At 71.9% G+C, this 12760-nt stretch carries 15 protein-coding genes; 3 read left to right on the forward strand and 12 right to left on the reverse strand.

Going from position 1 to position 12760, the window contains the following annotated elements; genetic code table 11:
• Positions 1-76: 76 nt before the first annotated feature.
• The 4 genes from ACIQFU_RS18610 to ACIQFU_RS18625 form a co-directional block, all read right to left on the reverse strand.
• On the reverse strand, positions 77-664 hold the full coding sequence (locus ACIQFU_RS18610) for a winged helix-turn-helix domain-containing protein (protein ID WP_402552741.1): 588 nt from the start codon (positions 662-664) through the stop codon (positions 77-79).
• 339 nt (positions 665-1003) lie between these two features.
• Positions 1004-1933, reverse strand: coding sequence for a DUF6891 domain-containing protein (locus ACIQFU_RS18615; RefSeq protein ID WP_402552743.1), 930 nt, complete (start codon positions 1931-1933; stop codon positions 1004-1006).
• Between the two features lie 56 nt (positions 1934-1989).
• On the reverse strand, positions 1990-3030 hold the full coding sequence (gene glnII / locus ACIQFU_RS18620; RefSeq protein ID WP_402552745.1) for a glutamine synthetase: 1041 nt from the start codon (positions 3028-3030) through the stop codon (positions 1990-1992).
• A 134-nt stretch (positions 3031-3164) separates the two neighbouring features.
• Positions 3165-3704 carry a MarR family winged helix-turn-helix transcriptional regulator gene (locus tag ACIQFU_RS18625; RefSeq protein ID WP_402552747.1) on the reverse strand — a complete coding sequence of 180 codons (540 nt, stop codon included), beginning with the start codon at positions 3702-3704 and terminating at the stop codon, positions 3165-3167.
• A gap of 104 nt (positions 3705-3808) precedes the next feature.
• On the opposite strand from ACIQFU_RS18625, the gene ACIQFU_RS18630 reads away from it, so the two are divergent.
• Complete coding sequence (locus ACIQFU_RS18630; RefSeq protein WP_402552749.1) at positions 3809-4681, forward strand: alpha/beta fold hydrolase; 873 nt, start codon at positions 3809-3811, stop codon at positions 4679-4681.
• A gap of 3 nt (positions 4682-4684) precedes the next feature.
• On the opposite strand, the gene ACIQFU_RS18635 is transcribed toward ACIQFU_RS18630, so the two are convergent.
• Entirely contained in the window at positions 4685-5392 is a 708-nt protein-coding gene (locus tag ACIQFU_RS18635) for a hypothetical protein (protein WP_402552751.1), read from the reverse strand.
• A 160-nt stretch (positions 5393-5552) separates the two neighbouring features.
• The gene (locus ACIQFU_RS18640; protein ID WP_402552753.1) at positions 5553-5912 is read right to left on the reverse strand and encodes an arsenate reductase family protein; all 360 of its coding nucleotides are present in this window, start codon (positions 5910-5912) and stop codon (positions 5553-5555) included.
• A gap of 174 nt (positions 5913-6086) precedes the next feature.
• Between ACIQFU_RS18640 and ACIQFU_RS18645 the strand changes: the two genes are divergently transcribed.
• A complete protein-coding gene (locus tag ACIQFU_RS18645; protein WP_402552754.1) occupies positions 6087-6395 on the forward strand; it encodes a hypothetical protein in 309 nt (102 codons plus the stop codon).
• A 100-nt stretch (positions 6396-6495) separates the two neighbouring features.
• On the opposite strand, the gene ACIQFU_RS18650 is transcribed toward ACIQFU_RS18645, so the two are convergent.
• From ACIQFU_RS18650 to glnA, 5 genes are all read right to left on the reverse strand, one after another.
• Positions 6496-7683 carry a winged helix DNA-binding domain-containing protein gene (locus ACIQFU_RS18650; protein ID WP_402552756.1) on the reverse strand — a complete coding sequence of 396 codons (1188 nt, stop codon included), beginning with the start codon at positions 7681-7683 and terminating at the stop codon, positions 6496-6498.
• A gap of 106 nt (positions 7684-7789) precedes the next feature.
• The gene (locus ACIQFU_RS18655) at positions 7790-8368 is read right to left on the reverse strand and encodes a hypothetical protein (protein ID WP_402552757.1); all 579 of its coding nucleotides are present in this window, start codon (positions 8366-8368) and stop codon (positions 7790-7792) included.
• A gap of 36 nt (positions 8369-8404) precedes the next feature.
• Complete coding sequence (gene htpX / locus ACIQFU_RS18660; RefSeq protein WP_402552758.1) at positions 8405-9319, reverse strand: zinc metalloprotease HtpX; 915 nt, start codon at positions 9317-9319, stop codon at positions 8405-8407.
• A 67-nt stretch (positions 9320-9386) separates the two neighbouring features.
• Positions 9387-9647: a hypothetical protein gene (locus tag ACIQFU_RS18665; protein WP_402552759.1), complete on the reverse strand. Its 261-nt coding sequence runs from the start codon at positions 9645-9647 to the stop codon at positions 9387-9389.
• A gap of 173 nt (positions 9648-9820) precedes the next feature.
• Complete coding sequence (gene glnA, locus ACIQFU_RS18670) at positions 9821-11230, reverse strand: type I glutamate--ammonia ligase (protein ID WP_402552761.1); 1410 nt, start codon at positions 11228-11230, stop codon at positions 9821-9823.
• A gap of 220 nt (positions 11231-11450) precedes the next feature.
• On the opposite strand from glnA, the gene ACIQFU_RS18675 reads away from it, so the two are divergent.
• Positions 11451-11918 (forward strand): RDD family protein, encoded by a 468-nt coding sequence (locus ACIQFU_RS18675; protein ID WP_402552762.1) that lies wholly within the window; start codon positions 11451-11453, stop codon positions 11916-11918.
• Positions 11919-12024: 106 nt separating this feature from the next.
• Here ACIQFU_RS18675 and ACIQFU_RS18680 read toward each other — a convergent pair whose 3' ends face one another.
• Positions 12025-12729, reverse strand: a complete 705-nt coding sequence (locus ACIQFU_RS18680; protein ID WP_402552763.1) for a DUF4191 domain-containing protein — start codon at positions 12727-12729, stop codon at positions 12025-12027.
• Positions 12730-12760: the final 31 nt, after the last annotated feature.

A 12760-nucleotide genomic window follows, 5' to 3' on the forward strand; every position in this document is an offset into this window, starting at 1 on the left:
CCGGAGGGAACCGGGCTCTGCCGTCAGCAGACGGACGCAGTGGCCCGACGGCTCAGCCGCTCGACGGACAGACGGCTCAGCGGCCGGTGGGCGGCGTGTACTTGTAGCCGACGCGCCGCACGGTCTGGATCGTCCGCCGGTGCTCCGCGCCGAGCTTGCGGCGCAGCCGCGCCACGTGCACGTCGACGGTGCGGCCGTCACCCACGTGTCCGTAGCCCCACACCGTGGTGACCAGCTGATCCCGGGTGTGCACCCGGTGCGGATGCGTGACCAGGTGGGCGAGCAGTTCGAACTCCAGGTAGGTCAGGTCCAGTTCGCGTCCGTCCACGGCGGCGGTGCGGCGTGCGGGGTCGATCCGGACGAGCGGGTTCTCCGCCTGGTCCCGGCCGCGGCCGAGGTCCCGGCCGGGTTCCGGGGCCCGGAACGGCGGCTGCTGGTCGGCCGGGACGAGGACGAGGTAGCCGACCATCGGCGGGTGCCCCGGCAGCGCCGGCAGGGTGTGCGGGGGCGCGGGCAGCCAGGTGGCGCCCGGTGGCAGCAGGTCCACGACGTCCGCCACCTCGTCCGGGGCCACGGCGCGCAGCCGGTGCCGGGGGCCGGGGGAGTCGGGAAGGGCGGCGGGGGAGTCGAGGGTGACGGTGGACAGGGAACGGGTGGTCGCCATGAGACGTCAGCTCTTTCGCGCGAGAGGTTCGTCGGGAGGGGCGACGGGCGCGAGTTCGTGGTCGGGCGCGTCGCGGGACGTACGTCGTGCGCACCGGCGGCAGGCGCGGAAGGCCTGTGGATACGGCTTCTAGCGGGCCGGCGCGATCCTCGCGCGGCAACACACCCGGTCGAAGTCGTCGTGCTGACGGGAAGGCCAGAAGGGCTCGAGGTCATGGCGACCCGTCGCTGCGTACTTCCGGAAGCTGGCCATGGGCTCATTGAAGCAGACGTCGGCACAGGAGAGGAGAGTCCTCTCAGTGCGTGGACGCCGACTGGCCGGAACCCGTCGCCGGGCCGGTCACCCCTCCAGCCGTTTGCGCCAGTTCAGCGGGGTGACGGCGATGGCTCTGCCCGGATCGCCGTCCCACTGCGTGGACAGGCCGGACCCGGCGAACGCCGCCACGACCTCGTGCCCGACGGCCGTGGTCGTCTCCTGGGAGCCGTCGAAACCGCCGTAGTGCAGCATGAGCCCGTGCCCCTCGGCGGCGGCCTCGGTGCTCTGCCGGTGGAAGAAGACGAAGCCCCGGGCCCCCTCGCGCTCCGCGCCGATCTCCGCCGTGCCGCAGCCCCGGCAGCAGGTGAAGTTCTCCCGGGCGGTGACACCGGCCGCGTCCAGGGCTTCGAAGACCCGGGTGAGCCGCTCCGGGTCGGTGGTCTCCACGCCCCAGGTCTCCTGTTCGGCGAGCCGCTCCAGCCACAGCCGGTCCACCAGCCGCCAGGCCTGGGCCCGGGACACCGGCCGTTCGTCCCCGGCGTCCGGGTCCCGGTGGTCCTCCGCCGTCTCGACCAGCGCCTTGCGGCCGTCGTACCCGCAGCGCAGCCGCTCACGGACAAGCCGTTCGACCTCCCGCCGGACCTCGGCCGGCAGCTCCGGGACGTCCTTCTCGGGCCCGAGGTCGATCGGTTCCCAGGCGACGCCCGCGTCCCAGCCGGGGTCCCGGCGCGCCCAGCCGGTCAGGAGGTCCGCCACCCGGTGGGGGCCGTCGAGGCCGGCGCCGAAGAACGCGTCCGCGGCGGCCCGGTGCTCCAGCCGGTACTCCCCGCCCTCCTCGTGCCACACCTGCGCGAACACGTCGGGGATGTCCGGTATCCGCTGGACCACCAGGAAGCGGTCGCCGGTGCCGCCGATCCGCGTCACCAGCTCGCGCAGCTCCGCCGCCCGCAGCCGGGCGTGCGTCTGCCAGTTCTCCGTCTCGACCCTGATGGCGAGGGCCCCGTCGATCTCCATGCCCCCACCGTCGCACGCGCCACTGACAACGCGGCCGGGGGCCGGAGTGGCCGGGGTCAGACCTGGCCGGCCTTCTCCAGCGCCGTGCAGCAGGTGTCGACGAGCAGACGCGTCACGACGTACGGGTCGACGTTGGCGTTGGGACGGCGGTCCTCGATGTAGCCCTTGCCGTCCTTCTCGACCTGCCACGGGATGCGCACCGAGGCGCCTCGGTCGGAGACGCCGTAGGAGTACTCGTTCCACGGGGCGGTCTCGTGCAGGCCGGTGAGGCGGTCGTCGATGCCGGCGCCGTAGTTCTTGACGTGGTCCATCGGCTTGGAGCCCTCACCGAGCGACTCGGCGGCGGTGATGATCGCGGCGTAACCCTCGGGTCCTTCGCGCATCGCCCTGGTGGAGAAGTTGGTGTGCGCGCCCGCGCCGTTCCAGTCGCCCTTGACGGGCTTGGGGTCCAGGGTGGCGGAGACCTCGAAGTCCTCGGCGGTGCGGTAGAGCAGCCAGCGGGCCACCCACAGCTGGTCGGAGACCTCCAGCGGGGCCAGCGGGCCGACCTGGAACTCCCACTGGCCGGGCATGACCTCGGCGTTGATGCCGGAGATGCCGAGACCGGCCTTGAGGCAGTTCTCCAGGTGCGCCTCGACGACGTCGCGGCCGAAGATCTCGTCCGAGCCGACGCCGCAGTAGTAGCCGCCCTGCGCGGCCGGGAAGCCGCCCTCGGGGAAGCCGAGCGGGCGGGCGCCCTTGAAGAAGGTGTACTCCTGCTCGATGCCGAAGACCGGCTCCTGCGCCGCGAAGCGCTCCGACACCTCGGCCAGTTCGGCGCGGGTGTTGCTCGGGTGCGGCGTCAGGTCCGTGTCCAGGACCTCGCACAGCACCAGGACGTCGTCGCCGCCGCGGATCGGGTCGGGGCAGGAGAAGACCGGCTTGAGCACGCAGTCCGAGGAGCTGCCCTCGGCCTGGTTGGTGGAGGAGCCGTCGAAGCCCCAGAGCGGCAGGGCGTCGAGACCGGCCGGGGCGCCCGTGATGATCTTCGTCTTGGAACGGAGCTTGGCCGTCGGCTCGGTGCCGTCGATCCAGATGTACTCGGCCTTGAAGGTCACGGGGGCCACATCCTTCGGGGGTCTCGCCGCACTCGCGGGTGCCGCGGCGCTGGGGCGGCAGGGGTGCCGCGTCTACTGCCGTGCAGCGTGCCAACGGGCGATTTCCCGACCGTTGCCCGTAGGTGAACCCCGTGTTACCTGGAGCCCTTGTGGTGAGGCTCACGGTGGTGAGGCCCACGCCCGTCGTCCCCGGCCGCCTCCCGGACGCCGGTCAGGAAGTCCCGGATCGCCGCCAGCTCCCGCTCGTCGTACCCGCGCAGCAGCTCCACCGCCCGCCCGATCAGCGGTCCGAAGTGGGCGCGGCCCAGGGCGACGGCCCGCTCGTCCACCTCGACGGTGACCCTGCGGCGGTCCCGCTCGTCACGCACCCGGCGCACGTGACCGGCCCGCTCCAGCCGGTCGACCAGCGCCGTCGTGCCCGCGGAGTTCAGCCCGAGCACGGCGCCGAGGCGTCCGGCGGTCATCGCCTCGCCCGCGCGTGCGGCGTCCATGAGCGCGATGAGCGCGCGGACGTCGGTGGGGTGCATGCCGTTGCGCTGCGCGAACCGGGTGCTGTGCGCGCCCAGTTCGACGGTGACCGCGCGCAGCAGGTGGACGATCTCCATCTCCCGCCCGGTCTCCCCGTCCGTCCCGCTCTCGGTCTCCGGTCCCCGGTCGGGCATGTGGTCGGGCATGTGGGCCGCCCCTCCGACATCGTCTCGCTCGACAAGTATCTCGTTCGGCGAGAGAATACCGGAGAGGCAGGAACAAGGAGCAAGCGAAACAGGGGGCACCGCTCATGAGCGCTCGCGGTCCGTACGACGCCGGCCGTTTCCAGGACGCCTACGACAAGGTCATGGCCAAGTGGCCCGCGGGGACCGAGGCGGTGAAGGTGCCCACCCCCTTCGGCGAGACACACGTCAACGTGACCGGCCCGGCCGGCGCCCGCCCCCTCGTCCTGCTGCCGGGCGGCGGCGCGGCGACCTCGGCGTCCTGGTACGCCCAGGCCGCCGAGCTGTCCCGCACCCACCGTGTCCACGCCGTCGACCTGGTCGGCGCCCCAGGCCGCAGCACCCCGGCCGGCGACCGCCACCCCGATACGGTCGCCGGCCTCACCGGCTGGCTGGACGCGCTCCTGGACGGCCTGGGCATCGCGGAGACCGACCTCGGCGGGCACTCCTTCGGTGCCTGGATCGCCCTGCACTACGCCCTGCACGCGCCCCACCGGGTACGCCGCCTGTTCCTCCTCGACCCGACCCGGTGCTTCGCCGGGTTCAAGGCGGCCTACCTGCTGCACGCGCTGCCGATGCTGCTGCGGCCCACGCCCCGCCGGGTCCGCGCCTTCCTCGACTGGGAGACCGGCGCGACCCCGCTCGACGCCGACTGGCTCGCCCTCCAGGAGGCCGCCGCCGGTTTCCCGGAGCGCCGGCCGGTCACCGGACCGGGCCCGGACCCGGAGGCGCTGCGCGGACTGGACGTACCGGTCCTGCTGCTCCTGGCCCAGAACAGCAGGATGCACGACGCCGCGGAGGTGGCGGACCGGGCCCGGGCCCTGCTGCCGCACGTGGAGACGGCCGTCCTGCCGGACGTGTCCCACCACGCGCTGCCGCAGTCCGCGCCGCCCGGACTGGCCCGCCGTCTCGGCGACTTCCTCACCGCACCGGCCGGCTGAGCCTCAGCCGACCTTCTCGATCAGCGCCCGCCGGATCAGGAACTTGCCCTCCTCCCTGACCTGTTCGAACGCCGCGTTGTTGAGCAGCGCGCAGCTTCCCGACACCGAGTTCACCTCCACGGTCGTGGACTTGCCGTTGTCGAGGTTGGTCACCTTCAGCCTGGTGCCCGCCGGGAACTGGTTGCTGGAGGCGGCGGGAGCGCCGCCCTCGCCGGAGAGGGTGACGGTGGAGCCGGCGCAGACCTGCTCGCCGGCCTGCGCGGCACCTCCGGCCTGGTCGCCCGCCTGGTCGCCCGCCTGGCCCCCGGCCTGTTCTCCGGCCTCCTGGCCGGTGTCCTGCCCCGCCTCCTGCCCGGCCTGCGGAGGCTGCGCGGCCTGGGAGTCCTGAGCCGACTCCCCGACCGGGCAGCCGGAGGCCGCCTGCTTGCGCTCGATCTCCGCGACGACGGCCTCGCGGTTCTCGATCCGGGCCGCGGACTGCGCGTCGGGATCGGCCCGCTGGCCCTCGATGAACCGCTGGTTGTTGCCGAGCGCGGTGGCCAGGCCCTGGCAGACGTTCGAGTCCTGGGCGGCCGTCGTCCGCGCGTCCCGGGTGGTCTGGGCGGCGTTCGACGCGTTCGCCGTCACGAAGGCGCCGCCGCCCGCCACGGTGGCGGCGCCCACCAGGAGCGCGATCTTCTTCTTCGTACCGAGAGTTCTCCTGCGCGACATGCGCGCCTCCTGAAGAGGTAGGTGAGCGTACGCCGCTATGTACGAGATACCGAACGCAGTTACTCACCGGTCGCGCCGACACGGGAACGTAACCTGCGTCACACGCCCGGTCCTCCCCGGCCCTCCTCCTCGGTCCTCTGCGGTCCTTCTCCGTCCTGCTCTACCGGGACAGGGCGTCCCGTACCGCCTCGTCTGTGCGGCCCACCACGGCCGTTCCGTCGTCCGCCGTGATGATCGGGCGCTGGATCAGCTCGGGGTGTCCGGCGAGCGCGGTGACCCAGCGGTCCCGTGACGCCTCGTCACGGGACCAGTCCTTCACGCCCAGGTCCTTGGCGGCCGCCTCCTGCGTGCGCGTGATGTCCCACGGTTCGAGCCCGAGCCGGGTGAGCACCTCGCGGATCTCGTCGGCGCTCGGCACGTCCTCCAGGTAGCGGCGGACGGTGTAGTCGGCCCCCTCCGCGTCGAGCAGACTGATCGCGCTGCGGCACTTCGAGCAGGCCGGATTGATCCAGATCTCCATGCCGCACACGGTAGCCGGAGGGCGCGGAAACTCGTTCACCACGTGCGTCCCAGCGGCCCCGAAAGGCCTTGTGGGCAGGGGCTTTTGTCAGTGGTGGGCAGTAAAATAGAAGCAGTGTTCGAGGGTGTCGCCGGGAGGTCCGGACGGCGCCCTGACCGCGACAGGAGGATGCCCGTGCCCGCTGCCGCACTGAAGCCGAAGCCCACCCAGTCCACCGCCAAGCGGCCCGTCCTGCTCGACCTGCCTTACGAACCCGTGGAGAAGCGCCCGCTGCCGGCGGGCCGCCCCCGCGAGTGGTACGTCACGCACAACCGCCGGCTCAAGGCGATGCGGCTCGCCATCGCCCTGCTGGACTCCGGCGTCTACCTGCCCAACCAGGCGCGCAACGAGAGGATCCGGAGCGCTGCGCTGACGATCGGGGTTCATCCGCCGTCGGACACCACGTGTCACATGGTGCGGGCGTTGATGCGGTACTCGCGGTGACGTCGGCGCCGGGTGCCGTGTTGTGGCGGTGCCCGGCGTCCGCGTTGCCGTCCCCGGGGGCTGCCGTGCCATCGGCGCCGAATCGAAAGGCATCCCCCGCCTACGCCGACAACTCCCGTTCCAGCGGTGTCCGGAACCGGGGTGTGAGCCGGGTCGTGCCCACCCAGGACGACAGGCGTTCCGCCTCCGCCCCGATCGCGGTCTCCGTGTCGCGGCCGGTGCCCTCGGCGTCCAGGAGCCGCCAGACGATCTCGCCGTCGGGGCGCTGGGACCAGCCGCCGATCACGCGGCCGTTCCACCACACCGTCGGGCCGACGTTCCCGCTGCGGTCGAACAGCATCGGCCGCAGCCCGGGGGCGAGGTACCAGTCCCGCTGCTGCCAGCCCATCGCCGTCGGGTCCAGGGCGGGCAGCAGCGCAGCCCACGGCTCGGCCGGACCGGCGACCGGACCGGCGTCACCGGCGACGACGTACCCCGGGCCCTCGTCCAGCGAGACCGCCTCCGCGCCGATCGCGGTCAGCGCCCGGCGCACCTCCGTCACCCGCCACCCGGTCCACCACTTGAGGTCGTCCTCGGTCGCCGGACCGCACGCCGCCAGCCAGCGCCGCAACAGCTCGGCCTGTGCCTCGCCCGGATCCAGCTCGGGATGCTCGGGCGCCGGTGCCCAGCGGAACTGGCTGGACGTCCACGAGCCCAGCGGCCGGCCCCGCACCACCTTGCCCTCCACGCCCAGCACCTTCAGCAGGCGGCCGGAGACGGTGTGCACGCCCTCGTAGCTCTTCCCGGCCGCGTACACGAACTGCTCCTTGAGGCGCGGCTCGTCGCGGGCCAGTTCGGCAGCCGTGGCCTGGCCGCGCCGGGCCAGCGCGGCCAGCGCCGACTCCTCGACCTCCGTCAGCCAGGCGGCGTCCGGAGCCCCGGCCTCCGCCATGTTCTTCAGCAGCTTGGCCCGCTCCCGGGCGGCGACGGTGCGTCCGGTGGAGGCGTGCACGACCGCCGTCAGCTCCGTCGGGAACACGAACACGGTGTGCCGCATGCCGTGCATCCGGACCAGCGTCGCGTCCTCGTACAGGGCCCGCTCCGTCTCGCCCACGGTCTTCGCCGCGTCCGCCAGCCGCGCGCCGACGGCCAGGTGGACCGCCGCCGGATCCGTGCCGTGCAGCGCGACCAGTGATCCGGCGACCTCCTCCGGGCTTCCCGCCCGCGCGCCGACCGCCAGCCGCTGCCGCAGGGCCAGCCGGTCCCGCCGCTCGGCCGCCCCGATGTGTCGTCGTCCGCCGTCACCCATGCAGGCCCTCCGCCCGTCCGTACACCCCGAAGCCCGTACGTCCTCGGTATGCGTCCCAGTTACGGCCATCGTGCCCGACACCACTGACAGAGGGGGGCTCGCTCGGTCAGAGGCCGGGCGCTCCCCACACGGGGAACCAGCGGCCCAGGTCGTCCTCCACCGGCAGTTCGTCGGCGAGCGCCGCCCGTATCCGCAGCTCCAGCGCGTTGTCCCGCTGCTGCCGTTCCCCGGGCCGGGGCGCGAAGGGGTAGAACGTGCCCCGCTTGTAGAGGTAGACGAGGGCGAGCCGCTGCCCGTCGTCCCGCGCGAAACCGGCCAGGGAACACAGCAGCCGCGGGCCGAAGCCGCCCGCCTCCAGGGTGCTGTTCACCGCGTGCAGGTCGTTCACCAGGACGGGCAGCTCGTCCGGCGAGCGGCGCGAGACGAGCCAGGTGTAGCCGTAGGAGTCGTGGGTCAGCTCCACGGGGGTGCGGCCGGCGTCCGCGTCCAGCAGGGCGCGGATCTCGCCGTGCGTGCGCTCGAAGGCGGCACCCTCGACCGTCGCGAAGCACACCGCCCCCTGCCCGGTCGGCCGGAAGCCGGCCGCGGCCTCCAGGCCCACCGCCGCGGACGGCAGTGCGAAGAGCCGGTCGAGATCGGGCCCCACCGCCCTGGACCGGCCGAGCAGGATGTCCAGCAGTCCCATGCCCTCGTGTCCGTCCTTCCCGCGGTCCCCCGCGTCTCAGGTCCTGCCGGGCGCAGTCGGCTCGCCCAGCTCGGTGGAGATCCGGCCCAGCTGTTCGAGCCGCTGCTCCAGGCTGGGGTGGGTGGCGAAGAACCGGCCGAGGCCGGGGTCGCTGCCGAAGGCCGGAGTGAAGTAGAAGGCGTTGAAGGCCTGCGCCGTGCGCAGGTCCTTGGTCGGGATGCGCGCGATGTCGCCGGTGACCTTGGTGAGGGCCGACGCCAGGGCCGAGGGGCGCCCGGTGAGCAGGGCCGCGGCCCGGTCGGCCGCCAGCTCCCGGTACCGGGACAGGGCCCGGATCAGCAGGAAGCTGAGCGCGTACACGGCCGCCGAGACACCCATCACGACCGCCAGGACGGCCATCGTGTTCTGGTCCCGCCGCCCGCCGAAGAGCTGGGAGTAGAAGGCGAACCGCACGATCAGCCCCGCGATCACGCCGAGGAACGACGCCACCGTGATCACCGCGACGTCCTTGTGCGCCACGTGCGACAGCTCGTGCGCGAGCACGCCCTCCAGCTCGGCCGGCTCCAGCCGCCGCAGCAGCCCGGTGGTCACACAGACCACCGCGTTGTCCGGATTGCGGCCGGTGGCGAAGGCATTCGGCATCTCCATCTCCGACACCGCGACCACCGGCTTCGGCATGTCGGCCATCGCCGCCAGCCGGTCCACCACCCCGTGCAGCTCGGGATACTCGTCCCGCTCCACGACCCGGCCGCGCATGGCGAACAGCGCGATCCGGTCGGAGAACCAGTACTGCGCCCCGAACACCAGCGCCACGATCACCACGACCAGCACCCAGGACTTCAGCAGCGCGATCAGCGCGGCCACGAAGCCCACGTACAACAAGCCGAGCAGGAACAGCGTGATCCCCATACGCACGGTCAACCGCCGGTCACTCCGGAAGCGGCTCTGCATCTGCATCACCTCGCAGTCGCGCACTCGTCCCGCTGTCCAGTGTGCACCCGGCGCCCCGGACTCCGGTTTAGTGGGGCGCCCGGAAGTCGAGGTAGCCCAGCAGCACGATCACCGCGGCCACGCAGCCGAGCACCACGGCCGTGGACACCCACGACGACCGGCGCCGGGAGCCCACGTGGTCGGGGTCGGCCCGGAAGGGGACCGGCCCGGGAGGGTTCTCCTTCCAGCGCGCGGCGAGCATCCGGGCACGCGCCGAGGGCTCCTTGTGTTCGGCACCGTCCGCCCACCTCAGGTCGTACTCGCGCTCCTCGTCGTCCCGTTCCGGCATCTCCGGCACTCTCCCCGTCCCCCTGACTCGAACAACCGTCTTAGTGGACATGATCCCGCCACGTCCGCGCCCTGTGAAGTGTTTTCGGCCACGCACGACGACGCCCCCGCCCTCCGGGAGGAGGAACGGGGGCGCCGGACGGGTGGGGCGGGACCGTCGGTCACGCGTCTCGATCACACGTCGAAGTACATCTCGAACTCGTGCGGGTGCGGACGCAGCTGCAGCGGCGCGATCTCGTTGGCGCGCTTGAAGTCGATCCACGTCTCGATCAGGTCCGGCGTGAAGACGTCGCCCTGCAGCAGGAACTCGTGGTCTGCCTCCAGACGGTCGAGGACCGCGCCGAGGGAGGTCGGGACCTGCGCCACGTTGGCGTGCTCCTCGGGAGCCAGCTCGTAGAGGTCCTTGTCGATCGGCTCGGCCGGCTCGATCTTGTTCTTGATGCCGTCCAGACCCGCGAGCAGCAGCGCCGAGAAGGCCAGGTACGGGTTGCCGGAGGCGTCCGGGGCGCGGAACTCGACGCGCTTGGCCTTCGGGTTCGAGCCCGTGATCGGGATGCGCATCGCGGCGGAGCGGTTGCGCTGCGAGTACACCAGGTTCACCGGCGCCTCGAAGCCCGGCACCAGGCGGTGGTAGGAGTTCACCGTCGGGTTGGTGAAGGCCAGCAGCGACGGGGCGTGCTTGAGGATGCCGCCGATGTAGTAGCGGGCGGTGTCCGACAGGCCCGCGTAGCCCTGCTCGTCGTAGAAGAGCGGCTCGCCGCCCGTCCACAGCGACTGGTGGACGTGCATGCCCGAGCCGTTGTCACCGAAGATCGGCTTCGGCATGAAGGTCGCCGTCTTGCCGTTCCGCCAGGCCACGTTCTTGACGATGTACTTGAAGAGCATCAGGTCGTCGGCGGCGGCGAGCAGCGTGTTGAACTTGTAGTTGATCTCGGCCTGGCCGGCGGTGCCCACCTCGTGGTGCAGACGCTCCAGCTGGAGGCCGGACCGCTGCAGCTCCAGCGACATCTCGGCGCGCAGGTCGGCGAAGTGGTCGACCGGCGGGACCGGGAAGTAGCCGCCCTTGTAGCGGACCTTGTAACCGCGGTTGTCCTCCAGGGCACCGGTGTTCCAGGCGCCGGCCTCGGAGTCGATGTGGTAGAAGGACTCGTTTTCCCGGGTGGCGAAGCGGACGGAGTCGAAGACGTAGAACTCGGCCTCGGGACCGAAGTACGCCGTGTCGGCGATGCCCGTGGAGGCCAGGTACGCCTCGGCCTTCTTCGCCACGTTCCGCGGGTCGCGGGAGTACTGCTCGCCCGTGATCGGGTCGTGGATGAAGAAGTTGATGTTGAGGGTCTTGTCCCGGCGGAACGGGTCGACGCGCGCGGTGGACAGGTCGGGGCGCAGGGACATGTCCGACTCGTGGATGGCCTGGAAGCCGCGGATCGAGGATCCGTCGAAGGCCTGCTCGTCGTCGGGGTCGAACGCCTCGGCGGGCAACGTGAAGTGCTGCATGACGCCAGGCAGGTCGCAGAAGCGGACATCGACGAACTTGACGTCCTCGTCCGCGATGAACTTCTTGACGTCGTCGGCGTTCTGGAACATCCAGCTCCTCCTACTCCCGACCGTCCCGCCGGGGTGGTAGATCGTTCGTGCGGCCAGTGCGGGTGGCACACGGTTCCTCGACCCTAGGGACGGGTGATTTCTCGGGCGTGACCCATTTGTTTCGCAGAAGTTAACCGGCTTCCTCCCCAGCCTAGGCCGGATCAAGGCCCCCCACACCCCACCGTCCCCGGTCCGTATACGGGCGCAGTACCGTGGTCGGGTGGACAACAGGCAAGCAATCGGCTCGTGGCTCTCCGGCCCCCGCGCGGCCGTCGAAGAGGCCGGCGCCGATCTCGGATACCGCGGCGAACAGCTCGGTCTGCCCGAGGAGGGACCGGGCTCGATCGCCCGTCCGGGCAGGCGGCTCGGCGCGCTGGCCGTCGACTGGGCCCTGTGCTCCCTGATCGCATACGGCCTGATCACGGGCAGCTACGGGCAGACGGCGAGCAACTGGGCGCTGCTGATCTTCTTCGTGCTGAGCGTGCTGACCGTCGGCACGATCGGCTCCACCCCGGGCAAGCGCCTCTTCGGCCTGCGGGTCGTGGACGTGGTCGCGGGGCACCCCAGCCCGCTGCGCGCCCTGCTGCGCTCGGTCCTGCTGTGCCTCGCCCTCCCTGCGCTGATCTGGGACCGCGACGGCCGGGGCCTGCACGACCGGCTGGCCCGCACGGTGGAAGTCCGCATCTGACGCACACGCACGACTGGGCCGGTACGGCGACCGGTACGGCGATGGGGGCGGCCCGAGTGGATCGGGCCGCCCCCATCGCCGTACCGGCGTCTCGGAGTCCTGCGGGTCAGCGCTGCCTGGGGTTGCCGCCGCGGGGCATCCGCATGCCCTTCGGCATCGGGCCCTTGGGCAGCGGCATGTTGCTCATCAGGTCGCCCAGGGCGCGCAGCCGGTCGTTGGTCACGGTGACCTGGGGGCCGCTCAGGACGCGGGGGAGCTTGAGCATGGTCGTGCGCAGCTTCTTCAGCTCGACCTGGCCCTCGCCGGTGCCCACCATCAGGTCGTGCACCGGGACGTCGGCGACGATGCGGTTCATCTTCTTCTTCTCGGCCGCGAGCAGGGACTTCACCCGGTTCGGGTTGCCCTCCGCGACCAGCACGATGCCGGCCTTGCCGACCGCGCGGTGCACCACGTCCTGGTTGCGGTTCATCGCCACCGCGGGGGTCGTCGTCCAGCCCCGGCCGATGTTGTCCAGTACGGCCGCCGCGGCGCCCGGCTGTCCCTCCATCTGGCCGAAGGCCGCCCGCTCGGCCCGGCGCCCGAAGACGATCGCCGTCGCGAGGAAGGCGAGCAGCACGCCCAGGATGCCGAGATAGATGGGGTGACCGATCAAGAAACCGATCCCGAGGAGGACACCGAAGACGACGATGCCGACACCCGCGAGCACAAGACCGATCTTTTTGTCGGCCTTGCGGGTCATCTTGTAGGTCAGAGCGATCTGCTTCAGTCGCCCGGGGTTCGCAGCGTCCGCTGCGGGTTCCTTCCTCGCCATGGCACGAAGTCTACGTGCCCCCGAAAGCGCC

The organism is Streptomyces sp. NPDC093065, assembly GCF_044754585.1.
GTDB lineage: Bacteria > Actinomycetota > Actinomycetes > Streptomycetales > Streptomycetaceae > Streptomyces.

What these genes read in the sequence shown, in the direction of transcription:
- ACIQFU_RS18610 (WP_402552741.1), bottom strand. Translation starts at nt 664, where the DNA reads ATGGCGACCACCCGTTCCCTGTCCACCGTCACCCTCGACTCCCCCGCC.
- ACIQFU_RS18615 (WP_402552743.1), bottom strand. Translation starts at nt 1,933, where the DNA reads ATGGAGATCGACGGGGCCCTCGCCATCAGGGTCGAGACGGAGAACTGG.
- ACIQFU_RS18625 (WP_402552747.1), bottom strand. Translation starts at nt 3,704, where the DNA reads ATGCCCGACCACATGCCCGACCGGGGACCGGAGACCGAGAGCGGGACG.
- ACIQFU_RS18630 (WP_402552749.1), top strand. Translation starts at nt 3,809, where the DNA reads ATGAGCGCTCGCGGTCCGTACGACGCCGGCCGTTTCCAGGACGCCTAC.
- ACIQFU_RS18635 (WP_402552751.1), bottom strand. Translation starts at nt 5,392, where the DNA reads ATGTCGCGCAGGAGAACTCTCGGTACGAAGAAGAAGATCGCGCTCCTG.
- ACIQFU_RS18640 (WP_402552753.1), bottom strand. Translation starts at nt 5,912, where the DNA reads ATGGAGATCTGGATCAATCCGGCCTGCTCGAAGTGCCGCAGCGCGATC.
- ACIQFU_RS18650 (WP_402552756.1), bottom strand. Translation starts at nt 7,683, where the DNA reads ATGGGTGACGGCGGACGACGACACATCGGGGCGGCCGAGCGGCGGGAC.
- ACIQFU_RS18655 (WP_402552757.1), bottom strand. Translation starts at nt 8,368, where the DNA reads ATGGGACTGCTGGACATCCTGCTCGGCCGGTCCAGGGCGGTGGGGCCC.
- htpX (WP_402552758.1), bottom strand. Translation starts at nt 9,319, where the DNA reads ATGCAGAGCCGCTTCCGGAGTGACCGGCGGTTGACCGTGCGTATGGGG.
- ACIQFU_RS18665 (WP_402552759.1), bottom strand. Translation starts at nt 9,647, where the DNA reads ATGCCGGAACGGGACGACGAGGAGCGCGAGTACGACCTGAGGTGGGCG.
- glnA (WP_402552761.1), bottom strand. Translation starts at nt 11,230, where the DNA reads ATGTTCCAGAACGCCGACGACGTCAAGAAGTTCATCGCGGACGAGGAC.
- ACIQFU_RS18680 (WP_402552763.1), bottom strand. Translation starts at nt 12,729, where the DNA reads ATGGCGAGGAAGGAACCCGCAGCGGACGCTGCGAACCCCGGGCGACTG.